At 40.4% G+C, this 14,083-nt stretch carries 20 protein-coding genes; 11 read left to right on the top strand and 9 right to left on the bottom strand.

Going from position 1 to position 14,083, the window contains the following annotated elements; translation table 11 throughout:
• Positions 1-32: 32 nt before the first annotated feature.
• Entirely contained in the window at positions 33-611 is a 579-nt protein-coding gene (locus tag FJR11_RS06345) for a hypothetical protein (protein WP_168502857.1), read from the bottom strand.
• Positions 611-961, bottom strand: a complete 351-nt coding sequence (locus FJR11_RS06340; protein WP_168502856.1) for a hypothetical protein — start codon at positions 959-961, stop codon at positions 611-613. Before FJR11_RS06340 ends, FJR11_RS06345 begins: the two co-directional genes overlap by 1 nt.
• A gap of 220 nt (positions 962-1,181) precedes the next feature.
• On the opposite strand from FJR11_RS06340, the gene FJR11_RS06335 reads away from it, so the two are divergent.
• Complete coding sequence (locus FJR11_RS06335; RefSeq protein ID WP_168502855.1) at positions 1,182-1,760, top strand: tyrosine-type recombinase/integrase; 579 nt, start codon at positions 1,182-1,184, stop codon at positions 1,758-1,760.
• Between the two features lie 253 nt (positions 1,761-2,013).
• Here FJR11_RS06335 and FJR11_RS06330 read toward each other — a convergent pair whose 3' ends face one another.
• The 3 genes from FJR11_RS06330 to FJR11_RS06320 form a co-directional block, all read right to left on the bottom strand.
• A complete protein-coding gene (locus FJR11_RS06330; RefSeq protein ID WP_168502854.1) occupies positions 2,014-2,727 on the bottom strand; it encodes a hypothetical protein in 714 nt (237 codons plus the stop codon).
• Between the two features lie 205 nt (positions 2,728-2,932).
• The gene (locus FJR11_RS06325) at positions 2,933-3,616 is read right to left on the bottom strand and encodes a hypothetical protein (protein ID WP_174762943.1); all 684 of its coding nucleotides are present in this window, start codon (positions 3,614-3,616) and stop codon (positions 2,933-2,935) included.
• A 92-nt stretch (positions 3,617-3,708) separates the two neighbouring features.
• Positions 3,709-3,957 carry a helix-turn-helix transcriptional regulator gene (locus tag FJR11_RS06320; protein WP_168502853.1) on the bottom strand — a complete coding sequence of 83 codons (249 nt, stop codon included), beginning with the start codon at positions 3,955-3,957 and terminating at the stop codon, positions 3,709-3,711.
• Between the two features lie 346 nt (positions 3,958-4,303).
• Here FJR11_RS06320 and FJR11_RS06315 point away from each other — a divergent pair, with 346 nt between their 5' ends.
• From FJR11_RS06315 to FJR11_RS06270, 10 genes are all read left to right on the top strand, one after another.
• Positions 4,304-4,492: a hypothetical protein gene (locus FJR11_RS06315; RefSeq protein ID WP_168502852.1), complete on the top strand. Its 189-nt coding sequence runs from the start codon at positions 4,304-4,306 to the stop codon at positions 4,490-4,492.
• Between the two features lie 97 nt (positions 4,493-4,589).
• On the top strand, positions 4,590-4,913 hold the full coding sequence (locus FJR11_RS06310; protein ID WP_168502851.1) for a hypothetical protein: 324 nt from the start codon (positions 4,590-4,592) through the stop codon (positions 4,911-4,913).
• A 2-nt stretch (positions 4,914-4,915) separates the two neighbouring features.
• Entirely contained in the window at positions 4,916-5,089 is a 174-nt protein-coding gene (locus FJR11_RS06305) for a hypothetical protein (RefSeq protein ID WP_168502850.1), read from the top strand.
• Entirely contained in the window at positions 5,082-5,366 is a 285-nt protein-coding gene (locus tag FJR11_RS06300) for a hypothetical protein (RefSeq protein ID WP_168502849.1), read from the top strand. The genes FJR11_RS06305 and FJR11_RS06300 overlap by 8 nt, the downstream gene beginning before the upstream one ends.
• Positions 5,366-5,638: a hypothetical protein gene (locus tag FJR11_RS06295; RefSeq protein ID WP_168502848.1), complete on the top strand. Its 273-nt coding sequence runs from the start codon at positions 5,366-5,368 to the stop codon at positions 5,636-5,638. The genes FJR11_RS06300 and FJR11_RS06295 overlap by 1 nt, the downstream gene beginning before the upstream one ends.
• Positions 5,635-5,937 carry a hypothetical protein gene (locus FJR11_RS06290; RefSeq protein WP_168502847.1) on the top strand — a complete coding sequence of 101 codons (303 nt, stop codon included), beginning with the start codon at positions 5,635-5,637 and terminating at the stop codon, positions 5,935-5,937. Before FJR11_RS06295 ends, FJR11_RS06290 begins: the two co-directional genes overlap by 4 nt.
• Before the next feature lie 194 nt (positions 5,938-6,131).
• Entirely contained in the window at positions 6,132-7,448 is a 1,317-nt protein-coding gene (locus tag FJR11_RS06285) for a transposase (RefSeq protein ID WP_371417467.1), read from the top strand.
• Positions 7,449-7,976: 528 nt separating this feature from the next.
• Positions 7,977-8,333, top strand: a complete 357-nt coding sequence (locus FJR11_RS06280) for an iron-sulfur cluster assembly accessory protein (protein WP_027403631.1) — start codon at positions 7,977-7,979, stop codon at positions 8,331-8,333.
• A gap of 124 nt (positions 8,334-8,457) precedes the next feature.
• Positions 8,458-8,883 carry a M48 family metallopeptidase gene (locus FJR11_RS06275; RefSeq protein ID WP_168502846.1) on the top strand — a complete coding sequence of 142 codons (426 nt, stop codon included), beginning with the start codon at positions 8,458-8,460 and terminating at the stop codon, positions 8,881-8,883.
• Between the two features lie 90 nt (positions 8,884-8,973).
• Entirely contained in the window at positions 8,974-9,228 is a 255-nt protein-coding gene (locus tag FJR11_RS06270) for a hypothetical protein (RefSeq protein WP_168502845.1), read from the top strand.
• A 40-nt stretch (positions 9,229-9,268) separates the two neighbouring features.
• Here the strand turns inward: FJR11_RS06270 and FJR11_RS06265 are convergent, their stop codons facing one another.
• The 4 genes from FJR11_RS06265 to FJR11_RS06250 all read right to left on the bottom strand — a co-directional run bounded on the left by FJR11_RS06265 (position 9,269) and on the right by FJR11_RS06250 (position 13,888).
• Positions 9,269-10,189 carry a TIGR01777 family oxidoreductase gene (locus FJR11_RS06265; RefSeq protein WP_168502844.1) on the bottom strand — a complete coding sequence of 307 codons (921 nt, stop codon included), beginning with the start codon at positions 10,187-10,189 and terminating at the stop codon, positions 9,269-9,271.
• 39 nt (positions 10,190-10,228) lie between these two features.
• The gene (locus FJR11_RS06260; protein WP_168502843.1) at positions 10,229-10,702 is read right to left on the bottom strand and encodes an FHA domain-containing protein; all 474 of its coding nucleotides are present in this window, start codon (positions 10,700-10,702) and stop codon (positions 10,229-10,231) included.
• Positions 10,703-10,868: 166 nt separating this feature from the next.
• A complete protein-coding gene (locus FJR11_RS06255) occupies positions 10,869-13,286 on the bottom strand; it encodes a cation-translocating P-type ATPase (RefSeq protein WP_168502842.1) in 2,418 nt (805 codons plus the stop codon).
• A gap of 326 nt (positions 13,287-13,612) precedes the next feature.
• Positions 13,613-13,888: a TM2 domain-containing protein gene (locus FJR11_RS06250; RefSeq protein WP_168502841.1), complete on the bottom strand. Its 276-nt coding sequence runs from the start codon at positions 13,886-13,888 to the stop codon at positions 13,613-13,615.
• Positions 13,889-14,083 lie beyond the last annotated feature (195 nt).

The raw sequence follows: 14,083 nt of genomic DNA, 5'->3' as shown, positions 1-14,083 counted from the left end.
AATTTGACTAGATATTTCAGAACATGAACTCATTATTTTATTCCCGCTAAAATTTTTCTGATAGCAGAAATGCCATTAAAAATTTCCGCACAATCCAAGCAGCAATCACCACAATCTAGGGAATTAGGTGGGCATCCAGAAACGCACTGTACAGAGTAATTACAATTAGCGAAATTCCCGGAAAAAAGTAAATCATTTGCGGTATTAGATACCTTGATTAATTTGCCGGTAGAAGTGCCGGAAATAGAAAGGATTTCTACCTTGGTGAAATACCAGGGCCGCGAAACAGCGATGGACATATTGACAAATCGCCATTCCAACGTGGGACAACCATCATACTCCCCTCCTCTAGATTTTATTTGGATCTCTTTATTATTTAGAGGATTTATCCTTATCCCATCAATTGTCCACCGGTGGTACAAATTCCTTTCCACCGTTTCCGTCCCAGTCGCGGAATCCCAACGAGAGTATCTTATGCGAATAGTACATAGAGTACATTGATTGAAATTATTCTCACAAGTAATATTTATGGGGGTATCAGCGAAATTCAGAATACTCCCATCGGGAAAGGTGACGCGGGCAATATCACCCGCTTGACAATGTACAGGCATTAATATTTAGTAGGATCTAAAGTTGATTCTGAATCTACTTTTGCCAGATTAAAAACTATTTGATCAATCCTATATTGTGTAGTCCCTCTTGTAGTAAAGCCAGGGAATCCGTCCGAAAGGTAAACGCTATTATCATTATCTAAATCATAAGCAGTCTGAGTAAGATTAGTTTTCAGTAACTTTACTATTGCAACAATATGCCCTTCAGCCGTTGCAGTAGTAGGAGTTGTTAGTCCCGCGCTAATAAGCAAGCTGTCGGGAATAAATAAACCCGCACTTGGCGCAGCCGCCGCACTAGCCAAGCGTGTTGCACCTGTTCCTAAAATTTCTACTAATGATTTTTCTGCCATGATGAATTAATTGTTGTTAATAATGAATAATCAATTATTGATTCATTTACAGAAGTCTGTAAATATTCCACTTTTATGTAAAAACGGAATATTAAATAATATGCTGTAACTATTGCGATATATGGAACACAGACTATTATAGATAGTGGGTAATCAAGAAAGTATTCCAGATTTACCACCCTTCAAGGTAAAACCGGAATAACTGAAGGTAAAACTTTTTATGAAAAATAATAGATGCGGAAAAGCTGCAACTTTAACTGAAAATGATTACTCGAAACTAAGAAGAAATATTAAAACGCTTAAATACAAATTACTATTAGATTTGGCTTGGTACACAGGTGAAAGATGGGGAGCTTTGGTGCAATTGCGAGTATCTGATGTGTACAATTTGGATGGCTCGCCACGAGACGTGATCACGTTCCGGGCTGCCACTAGAAAAAAGCGCCCTGATGGAAGTTGTGAAACCAGGCAAGTACCAGTTCACCCAATCCTGTTTGAAAATTTGCGAAGTTACCAGCCGGGATCGAACCCGTGGATGTTCCCAAATCGAGAAGGAAATAAAAATGTTACATGGAGAAATGTTTATGCAATTTTCATGAAGTCCGTAGAAAATGCTGGTTTGATAGCCAAAGGTATATCAACTCACTCAACCCGACGGAGCTTCATAACCAAGTTGCATAACAACGGTGTGGCGACGGCTACCATCAAGAAAATTACTGGTCACCGTGACTTTAAAGCTTTAGAAGGATACATTGACATCAGCGTTAACGAAATTAGAGGAGCGATCGCAACATTATGATTCCCCAACCCATTAAAAGTAGACTTGCTCAACTGGCCACTTTTCCAGAAAAATACACACTAGTAGAATTAGATACTGAGCTACAAATGCTGTTGGCACTGACAAGGACTGCTAAAATACAAGAAATCGAATTAACTCAGTCTGCGCTAAAAATCGAGTAGCGTTGTGGTATATTTGTACTTAGTAGATAAAGGTTTTATTCTCCCGAAACTTCCCCTCATGCGTGTTGAATGGGGAAGTTTTTTATTTTGGGTTAAGCTGCTACCGGCTTAATTAGTAATTGAATTTCATTTGGTGACTTACCAAGTGCGATCGCTCTTTCAACTCGCTCTTTAATCTCCAAACATTTATCAGAACTAGTATTACCCCCAGGTATGTGGATATGCTTAATCCTGGATTGGTAATAACAATAGCGGTAATACCAATATTTATTACCACCGCGATTCACATAGTAAGGCTCTACCCACTGATTGATTTTAGACTTTTCCAGAACACTATTTGATTGTTCTGGAAGAGTTGCTAGAAACTTATTCTCAAGTGGTAACAACTCGGATAGACATACTTTCACCTTAATAATTTCACCAGCAAAATATCCCTGAGCTTTGGAAACTGTATTAAACAGTTTAGTAATTTTGAACTGAGAATTTCTGGAAGAATGCCAGTAAACCTTACCCTCTTGAAAATGCCACCCTTGAACTGGTAACTCTTCCAGAACATCAATAACCGGACTCATCGCTGGTTTAAAGTCTGGATGCAATTTTTCCCACTCGGACCAGGCAACCTCAAAATCATTGCGATCTTGAAAGTCATCGGGGTCAGGTGGCTCTTCCGAACTGTCATAAAACAGAGTCACCTGCCCATTATCCTCAACTTTTCCAGAACAATCTAAAACCAATTCATTCCAATAGGGGTCTATGGGACGTGGTGGGCTTACCTCGTAGTCCTCAAGATTAAATAATATTGTCATGTAGTTGACCTGTGGTTTTAAAAACTATCTACCGCTACCCCGATGACTTGGACGACGGAATGGAACTATTTGATGGGTTACGGTCTGAGATAATTCCCGCAGCGCATCACACCAAATTAGAGCCAAGTCGGTGGGCATTGTCCCTAATTCAATTTCAGATATAAACCTTCTCTTGATCCAGTTCTTGAATATTTCCTTCTGGCAGTTATATGGGTTGTTCATGTTCACCACCGAAGAAATCTTGAATTGAATTACCGTATTGAAGACCCTTAGAATTGCCAAGAATATCAACAATAGCTTTGTAATTGGATGGATGTTCCCAATATTCAAGTTGCAAACAGCGTCTTATCCATCCTTCAGGATTCATAATTTTCTCAGCAGCACCACGAAGTCTAAACAGGAATATTGCAGCTTTAATTTCAAACTGGGGACGTTTTAAAACTTCTTTTTCTTGTGTGTCAAAATAGATACCAGCTTCAGACATCAGTTGTTGATTAGATAAGATATGCTGCTGCTGAATATCATCTTTAACGGAGTTATCAGGGTTTGAGGTGGGTGTTTTGTAAGTTGAGTTAGGATTGTGTAACTTTTGTTTTCTGCGTGGAAACAACCACTCCAGTGGTCTAACTATTAACTTGAATATCTTCCATGAATACTGTTTGATTGTGCCTACTACTCTGACTTCTACTAATTTGTTAAACATCTGTTTGAGGTAATTATGGGCATAACCTTTACCTCGATGTTTCTCTACCCAAGTGTTGAACTCTGATAGGTCAGGTTCTACTTCTTCTCCTACTCCTTCTCTGGTTAGCCACTGCCATAGAAGCTTGGCGGCGGGCGGGATGGAGTTCTTTAAACAAAATTGATCGTGTTTTTGTGTCCAGTTCATAATTTTGAATGCAAGAATCTGTCACCACCTAATAGTCAGGTGGTCAGGATGTTGAATGGATTTAATAAGTTATTCGTTAGCGATAGAGGTAATTAATCATCAGGTATATCTGATGTATTAATTCCCAGGGAATGAACCATCGTTTTGAGAGAGACTCGGTATAAGCGACATAGCGCGGCGATGTTCTCAATGTTTGGCATAGCCTTTCCTGATTCCCAATCAGCCTGCCGTCGCTCCGAAACACCGATTTTGTCTTTAACCTGGGGGCGAGTTAGCCCCGCACCTTCTCTTATTAGCCTCAATGGAGACTTTTCCTGATTTTGTTTTTGCTCTTCTATCATAGGACGTTTTATTCATGAATGAAAGGTCTTGACAAAATAAATTGCAGGACGTATCATTCATGTGAAGGGATACAACAAACCAGCCGAGTCATTAACTCGGTAAATAGTAAATACTTGGCTGGTTGCTCAAAGTCTCTCATCTTTACCGCATCGGTAAAACTGTGGACAGTTCATTTTTGAACACCCGCTCCCACCCCACACCGGGGATTACCACTTTGGAGCAAGCACCCACGCCTAGACCTCGCGTGGAGAAACTGCAATCACCGGAGAATTAGGCGCTGATCACGAGTTGACAGCGCGGTGATGTTTTATCGTTTAATGTCCAGTCAACATAACAACAACAAACATGAGAATAACAACAGTTCAAGAACTAAGAGAAAAGCTTGACGGTTTTGATAATGACACGCCTATCTTTGTAGACTATCAAGGTGTTCAATTCAACGCTGAACAAGTCAAAGAATGCGGTGATAGCCTAGTGATTGGCATTGGCTATAACAATGACCGAGAAGAGGATGATTTGGCTGGTGAAGAGTAATTAATACTCGCTTTTAGTGTGTTCCTGACCTGATGACTAAATTGGTAATAGGGGAAATTCTCTATTACCAATTACCAATTACCAATTACCAATTCTCATGGATCTACCATGTTGGTTAACTAAAAAGCAGCTATATGTTGCACAACAATTAATCAATCAAGGCTTTCACTACTGCGGTAATGCTGATGGTTATTGTGAGCCTAATTTCTCCATACCCATAATCGACGGCTGGGAATTATCTTTCCCACCTGGTGAGTGCTTCCTTGACGCAAGTTGCAACAAGGCATTATTTACCAAGAATCTAGAGGGTAAAGAATTTAATTTTCAAGCAGAATTAAAAGCTACTAGAAGATTAATTCGTACCGCATCTAAAGAATACGATTGTACAGGTATAAACCATTATCAAATGGCTTTATTCTGATTATGAAAACATATCAAGATTTACTCAAGCCTTGGGCTGTATTCTGCTTAAAGGAATCAGTTCGCCATGTCTGCGTTGCTAGGTTTCGCACTAGAATTGATGCTGAACAATATCGGTCTTTGATATCTCGCGCAAATTCTAACTTTTTCTACGAGGTAGTTTTTGATAATGATTAAATCTGCAACTTACAAGCGAATCCTTAACCTCGGTAACTACGAAAGTAAACATTTAGAGATTGCTTATGAAGTTAGAGAAGATGAAGACCCATTAATTAAAATATCCGAGCTTATGGAGTTAACTGAACGGAAAATAAGGGAAGAACAAGCTACTTCAATCATAGAAGAAATTACAGCATTACGCCACGAACTGCGTAAGCTGAAAACCGAACACCGCGAAATACTTAATAAAATCAATGGCAATGACTCAACTACTGACGATGGAGATATTTTTTAATGGCTGATGTAAGCATCGAAAAACCGTATTTAATCCCCTATGACGATGAATACGTATTAGTTAGCAAACGCCGATTAATAGCTGGTAATAATTGCGTAGCGGCTATGGCTAATTTAATTTCTGGGTTAACAAATACCTCAAGAGCTTGTCTGATAGCTCAATTTGCTAAAGAGTCTATCCGAATGGTTGAGGAATTACCTCAATCACAAATTGATGAGCAAATTGAAATTATTACCGCAACTTACAACGAACAACCCAAGAAAAGCGCATGAAACCTGATCAAAAAGTTCTTCTCCCTTACAACGATAACTACGTACTAATAAACAAACGATCACTTTTAACTAATGGTGCGGTGATGGACAGCTTGATAAGCTATATAGCCAAAGAAAGAGGCGTACCGGAAGATCAAGTAGCGATGGAATTCGGGCTTGATGCCGTTCTATTTTTCCAAAAATTATCACAAGAGGAAATTAATAATAGAGTGTCATCAGTTATTGCTAGTCACTGGAAAGCAAGTTCATCAAAATTATCTATTACCACAGTTTGCAACCCGCCTGACGAGGCTGTTTAACCCAGCAGCCGAAACACTCCAATCCTGGAGTGTCGCGGATTGGGTCCAAACCAATCAGCAACCAGCGCAAATAACTTAGGGCTTTGAAAATGAATGAAGCTGTTATGGCTTTCTTGTATTCATAAGCTCGGTTACTTTGTGCTTTTAAAAAAATTGTGTTTTCCAATGTTTACAGCACTGGAATTGCTTTGAGAATGAATCAGGCTCGTTGGCCTTTGGGTGATTCACAAGCGTTATCAACACAATCTACACACCTACAAAATGAAAACAGAATGACTAGAATTATTGGGTTGGATGTTTCCAAGTCAAGTGTATCATGCTGCTTGCTTTTGGAAAAACCAAGTAACCCACGGGAATTTTACTATGATTGTCGGTTCTATAAGTTTGAAACTGATCACTCTGGTTTAATTGGGTTAATGTCCTTAAAACCAGAAATTGCAATTCTTGAACCCACGGGAATGAATTACTCAAAATTTTGGGTAGAACATTTGAGCCGCGCCGGGGTTGAGGTGAGGTTTGTTGGTCACAAACAATTGCGAAATTACCGGGAAAATCATCTTGGTTTACCAGATAAAGACGATGACGCTGATTCTCTAGCTATTGCCTGTTATGGGTTTGACTATGGAAGTGATTTGAGTCGGTTTGTCCAGGTGCGCGATAGCGAAGCGCTGCTGCAAGCAGATCGCCTAATTTCCAGAATGAGAGAGTTGACACTGCGACTCAACCACCTTTCTAGAATTCAGTCTCCAATAATTAATCGGGCCCGTCAAGATTTAGCTTGGCAGTTCCCAGAAGTAGCTTTGGTAAAATCAGTTCGCGGTGTTTCTGGAAAAGTTCCCTTGCTGTGGGGGTGGTTAGCTGGCGAGCGCTCGTCAAAAAGATATGACCGACTCTATTCCCAAACCGCTGGCATTGGGCTAACTGACTCAGTTAAATTTCATGCTCAGAGAATTTGTAGTTTACAACTAGAAGAACAATTAATTGAGGACGAATTAGATACACTGCTTACTGATGAAAGATTTAGCAGCTATCGTGAAATCTTCCAGAAATTTAATTTTGGCGATAGCGAAGCGCTCCGTAGGAATCGCTTACAAGCCATAATTTTGTCGCAAATTTTCCCACTACAAAACTACTTGGGTGAGGATGGTAAACCAATTATCAAGATTAGGAAGGGTCGCAAATCTGGTAATCCTACCAAACGGCACCTATCACTAAGGAAATTTCAAAAAGCTTTAGGAGTTGCACCGTCTCAAGAATCTAGTGGTGACATCGCCAAATCTAAAGTTTCTGGAGGTTCAGCACTTTGTCGGCGGGCATTGTGGCAGTGGGTGTTTAGCGCGGTTGAACCTATCAAGTGCCGCACTAATCCCATCTTGGTTAATTTGGGCGTTTTCCTCGACGAGGAAAAAACAGCCGGTAAACCAGTGAAACTGATCAGGATGCGTGTAGCCGTCAAAGCGGTTAAGCTGCTGTTTAAAGAGCTAATTTTATCCAGAAAAGTTCTAGAATGAATACAAAAACATTCATAGCAGCCCAGAGGGACGAGAATACCTTATGGGTTATTGATAAAATCAGTTCAGGAGTTAAGAATTTGTCAGTAACCCAGCCCTAAAGGGACTGGGCTTGCAAGAGTAATCAAGCAAGCCGTGCTGACCAGACCACCCTGAGCATAGTCGAAGGGTAGCCGTTATTTGAGTCACGACACCCCGGAATGCGTAGCTAGTTCCCTGCTCTGTCATTTGCAATTAAACAGTTTTAAGGTCACTGAAACAGTGTTGCAAGTTTAACAAGCTCTGATAACTGGTCGAAGCTAACATTACCCCAGAAATGGGAGGCTCTTTGGAGCAAAACATTCATTATGCGTACAGAGTTGGGAATTTTGAATCGGTAATTGTCCCGTTGAAAGTACATTACAAAAGTACACCGAATTTACCAACTCCAAGGCGGTAATGAAAAAATATTCAAGGCGGTTTTAACCGCTCGTGCCGTTTCCCTCTCAGGGCTAAAGCCGCTGAGTTTCCCACTTACCGGATATTCTTATGACACAAGCAACTCAAACTCAACAACGCGGAATTCTGTTATCTGAATCTGCATTGCGTCAGGTTAAGTCTCTTCAAGACAAGCAAGGACAAGATTTATGCTTACGGGTGGGAGTCAGACAAGGTGGTTGTTCGGGAATGTCTTACATGATGGATTTTGAGGATGTCAGCAAGATTACCCCTGATGATGAGGTGTTTGATTATGATGGCTTCAAAATTATCAGCGATCGTAAAAGTCTCCTTTACCTTTACGGCTTAATGCTCGATTATAGTGATGCCATGATTGGTGGTGGTTTCCAATTTACTAACCCCAATGCTGCCCAAACTTGTGGTTGCGGTAAGTCTTTCGGGGTGTAATATTGTGAGGAGTCAGGAGTCAGGAGTCAGGAGTCAGAAAGCAGGGAGAAAGAATTTTTCCATAACAACTGACAACTAACAACTGACAACTGACAACTGACAACTAACAACTGACTAAGAACAAATGACTAATACCGTTGATTCCCTATTTGATACAGGTTTAGAACGCTATAAAGCTGGAGAATCTGTAGAATCTCTGATTCCTGTATTTAAAGAAGTATGCGATCGCTCTCCTAAAGCCAGTTCTGCCTGGGTTTGTCTCGCTTGGTTATATCTTCTTGATAACAAAGGTAAATTGGCTTTCAACGCTGCTAATAAAGCTGTGAAACTCAATCCTCAAGACCCACAAGCTAGAATTAATCTAGCTTTAGCTATGCTAGAAACAGGTCAAAAAGGTTTGCGGGAACACATTGACTTTGCACGACAATTGATATTTGTCAATGAAGAATGGCAAGAAGAAGTTAAAAACAGCATTGAAGATGGTTTAACCAGAAACCCTGATTGGAAAAACTTAGTTAAAGTCAAAAAATGGTTATTTGAAACAGAATAATTTGTAATTAGGGAACAGGGAATAGGGGATAGGGACAAAATATTTTCAACGAACAACTGACAACGAACAACTGACAACTGACCAATAGAAATGAAAGACAAATTATTAAACTGGCTCAACTTCATCTTAGTCGCTGATGTTTTCCTTGTGATTTTGGGTTTTGCGTGGCTTGTTATTGCTGTGATTGGTGATGCTTCAGGAATCAATCTCGGTTTAGATTTGTGGCATAAACTCTGGATACCATTATTTAACCCTGCCATTGGTATCCTCATGGGTGGTGCGTTACTTAGTGGCATTATTAGCTGGGTATCTAAGAAATTGACTAAATCCACCCCGATGTCATAGGATACATCAACTATTCTATCTGCTATCAGTAATCTAACGTTTACTTGAGAATCTGCTTTAGTGCTGATTGCAAATTAGGATATTGATACTGAAAACCTGACTCTAAAGTGCGTTTGGGGAGAACCTGCTGCCCCTCTAATACCACCTTTGCCCCATCTCCCAACATCGCTTCTAAAGCAAAAGAAGGCACAGGCAACCAGGAAGGACGATTCATCACCTCACCCATAGTTGTGCTTAACTCATTCATGCGTACTGGTTCGGGAGTAGTGGCATTATATATCCCTTCCATTGTTGGTTGAGTTAAAGCTTGGATGATTAAACTGACAATATCGTCTAAATGAATCCAGGAAAACCACTGCCGACCACTACCAATTGGTCCACCAGCAAAGAGTTTAAAGGGAGTAATCATTTTCCCCAAAGCGCCACCATTACCTAAAACAATCCCCAAGCGCAAAATTACTAACCGCACCCCAGCATCTTTTACCTTCCCTGCTTCTCCTTCCCACTCCCGACAGATTTGGGAGAGAAAATCTTGACCACTAGGACTATTTTCATCAAAAGTTGCTGTTTCACTAGTTCCGTAGTAACCAATGGCAGAAGCATTTACTAATACAGTGGGTCGAGGATTAACTTTAGCTATAGCCTCAACAATTTTCTCTGTACCCAGTTTGCGACTGTCAAGAAGTTCTTGCTTGCGTTCGGGTGTCCACCGTTCTTCAGCAATGGGTTCTCCGGCTAAATTAACCACCCCATCACAACCTGCTATAGTATCTTGCCAAACACCGGATACACGGGGGTTATAGGCAATAATTTCGACATTAGGAAAAGTTGAGGATGGAAAAACCTTGTGGGCAAAGTTAGTATTTCGAGTTAACACCAATATTCTATGCCCTTGTGTGTGTAATCTCTCTACCAGCCGACTACCCACAAATCCTGTTGCACCACTAATTGCTATTTTCATCTTGCCTGTTTATTGTTACCTGCTTAAATTAAAACTCTGTTAGTCATCAAAATCGTCAGTCATGCCAGGATTAATTAATGTAATGTCATATTCACTAGCATCAGTTGAGGACAAACGATCAGTATTTTTGAGTAGATAATAAATAGCACGGACTTGGGGACCAAAAATAATTTCATCTTCATTCTGGAGGTCATGGCCTGGTATTTTCCGCCCATTAATCATTAAACCATTAGAACTGGGTTTTCCTTTGGCATTACCATCAACAATTCGATAATAAAATCGCTGACTATTATTCGGGCGTGGTAATTTTACTAATGTGGCATGATGACGAGAAACAAATTGGGAGAACAAACGGATATCACAATCCCGATCTCTACCAATAGAATAGACAGGGTTTTCTAAAGGAAATTCTTTCCGTCCTTGGTCGTCTTCAATAATCAGTAAATGGTTTTCATTAATTGCTGTTGCCATTTTAAAAGAGATACTAGAATCACCTGAACTTTGATCAATCATAAATATTAGTGGCGGATATTTTCCTGCAATTCCTACAAATTACAGAAAAATTTGCAAAATAATTGGATATTACACTAAGGCGAAAATAAACTCGCTATTAAAAATTCCTGCAAAGCTGGTTAACTCTGCTTTTTTAATTTTTAATTTTTAATTCCGCCCTACGGTGCTAGGAAGCAAACCTCCTTAATGCAATTGAGTTAGTCACAACACTCACAGAGCTAAAGGCCATTAATGCCGCTGCACTGGAGGGAGTCAGAACAAAACCCCAGCTAGGCAATAATATGCCGGCAGCTAGGGGAATACCTATTGTATTGTAGGCAAAAGCCCAGAATAAATTTTGACGGATAGTATTAAAAGTGGCTCGACTTAGCTGAATAGATTTTACAACATCAGTAAGAGAATTTCGCATTAAAATAATTTCAGCAGTTTCCATTGCTACATCTGTACCAGACTGTAAAGCGATGCCCACATCTGCCTGTGATAAAGCCGGGGCATCGTTGATGCCATCTCCAATCATAGCGACAACAGATTTGATGTTCCCAGATTGAAGAGATTGAATAGTAGCAGCTTTCTGGGCTGGGGGAATACCTGCCATAATATCAGCTTTGGCGATGCCTAGTTGTTTAGCGATCGCATTGGCAGCTTCTAATCTATCACCACTGAGGAGCATGACTCGCAAACCCATGTGTCGCAATTTGTCTACTGCGGTTTTCGCATCGGGTCTGAGGGTATCACTAACCGCAATTAATCCCATTAAAGTCCCATCTACAGCCACACCAATCACGGTTTTTCCGGCTGTGGCTAATTTATATCCCTGTTGTTGTGCGGTTTCACTAATATTGACTTGGTGGTAATTAAACCATTCCCAGTTACCTAAAAGAACCTTTTTTCCCTCGACTACAGCGGATACACCCATGCCCGGTGCGGTGTGGAAGTCTACAGCATGAGGGATAGTTAATTCTTGGCGTTTGGCTTCTTGTTGAATAGCTACAGCTAGGGGATGATAAGTACCGCTTTCTACGGCTGCGGCTAGTTGAATTAATGATAATGGTAAAGCTGATTCTTCAATGACTAGACAATCTGTCACCGTGGGCTTACCTGTGGTGAGAGTTCCGGTTTTATCAAAAACTACCGTGTCTAGTTTATGAACTTTTTCTAAAACGTCACCACCTTTGATTAATAATCCCCGTTCTGCACCCATACCCGTTCCCACCAGAATGGCTGTAGGGGTAGCTAGTCCTAAGGCACAGGGGCAAGCAACTACCATAACAGCGATCGCTAATTTTAAACTAATTAATAGTGAGGAATACTGGGTATGAGGTAATAAATCCTGGGGATTATGTCCCATATTGTGAGCCATTTCCATCGCACCAGACATAGTAACATCTGGCCAAAGGTGAGTTCCCCACAAATACCAAAAAGCAAATGTTAAACAAGAGGCTGTTAAGACACCGTAGGTAAAATACCCAGCCACCGTATCAGCTAATTTCTGAACTGGGGCTTTGCGAGTTTGGGCAGCTTCCACCAAAGCCACAATTTGGGCTAGAGTTGTATCATCACCGATGCGGGTAGCTTGAATAGCGATCGCTCCTGACTGATTAAGAGTTCCCCCGGTGACCATATCTCCTGGTTGCTTGATCACGGGTACTGGTTCCCCAGTCAGCATAGATTCATCTATGGTAGTTTGTCCAAAACGAATTTCACCATCAACGGGAATTTTATCCCCTGGGAGTACCTGCAACCATTCACCCACACGCACTTGTTCCGCCGGAATTTCCATCATATTCGCACCGGCAATTAATTTTTCTGGTTCTGGGTTAATAATTAACCGGGCTGTTTGGGGTGCTAGGGCTAACAATTGCCGAAATGCTTTAGCCGCACGTCCTCTAGCCTGTTTTTCTAAGGTTCTCCCCAAAAGAATAAAACCCAGCATCATCACAGGTTCATCAAAAAAGCATTCCCAACCCATTTGGGGAAACAATAAGGCCACTAAACTTGCAGTATAGGCTGTGAGTGTTCCCAAACCAATGAGAGTATTCATATTTGGCGCACCCCGTCGCCAACCTAGCCAGCCTTCTACTAAAATCGGTCTACCAGGAATAATAATGGCGATGGTAGCCAGTCCACAATGAAACCAGATATCATTTAAGAAGGGAAAAATGGCAGAGCCAATATTACCAAAATGCCCAATTCCCGACAGCAGTAGTAGCAAACTAGCAATTACTAACTGTCTGATTGTCGCCTGCATTTCTTGGCGCTGTCTTGCTTCTGGGTTAGGGATTGCAGATTTATCACCAGCACTTTTAGCTGTTCGCAATTGGCTAGGAAATCCTGTAGCTGTCAATCCTTGAGCTAGTGCCTCTGCATCTACAATACCAATTTCCACCTCTAGGACTGCAACTTCTGTTGCGAGGTTGACACAAACGCTTTTAACTCCTGGATGCTTAATAAGCTGTTTTTCTACTGCATTCACACATCCAGCACACTTCATCCCCCCAACATCTAAAATAATTTTCTCTAAGTTTAATATGTTTGTGGGAGGGTTAGATTCTGGGACTATTTCAGATTTTGGGATCAGTTGCATGGCCAGTTTTTAGCTTCGCTCTTGTTAGTTTCGACGCTTGACAACTAGCGTCTCTACTTTGAGGTTAAGCCAAATCTGCCATTTTGACCAAGTGAAAGAATATTAAGTTGCTGCAAATTCTAAAAATCATCTAAATCACAAAAATCATAGTTTTGTTCTGGTAGTGTAAATTATTGCAGTTAATTGTACGGGCAACATCAAAATCAGGCTTTTATAGAAATAATTTATTTCCCAATCTGATACTATAGTAAAGTATCCCATACTCATTATTAGCAGGATGAGTAAGCCTATCTGTTTATGTTTGAGAATTTGCATATCAATTTTACCTAAAACCAACCTTGCTTATTCACAAAGTAAGTATTAACAAATTCTTCATGGGGTTTATTCAAATAAATCATCGCTTCAATTAAACCAACAAATTGCATAATTATTAATGTAAATCCGTAGGTAAAAGAGCCACCAATTACCGAAATTACTAACATAATCAGCCCTTCTGATGTGTAACCAAGAATAAACTTATGCAGCCCAAATCCGCCAAAAATAATTCCCGCATAACTAGCTAATAGTTGTTTGGTAGTATGAGATGGGTTGAGATTACTCATATTTAACTATGCTCCTTTATTTATGAATTATAAAATTTAGGAAATTGATAATTGATAATGACTGTTTTGAGCAAGAGTTCTCTGTAGTTTAAATACTCATAAAAACATAGAAAATTTGGCAGAAAAATATCGTGCAGCATCTTGGCTGATTTCCAGGTAGTAATTAACCTCAAAATCAGCAAAGATACAACACTA

It is taken from the genome of Anabaena sp. UHCC 0187, assembly GCF_009712035.1.
Taxonomy (GTDB): domain Bacteria; phylum Cyanobacteriota; class Cyanobacteriia; order Cyanobacteriales; family Nostocaceae; genus Dolichospermum.
The sequence above is the reverse complement of the archived record's forward strand: the minus strand, read 5'-3'. Positions and strand labels throughout refer to the sequence as shown.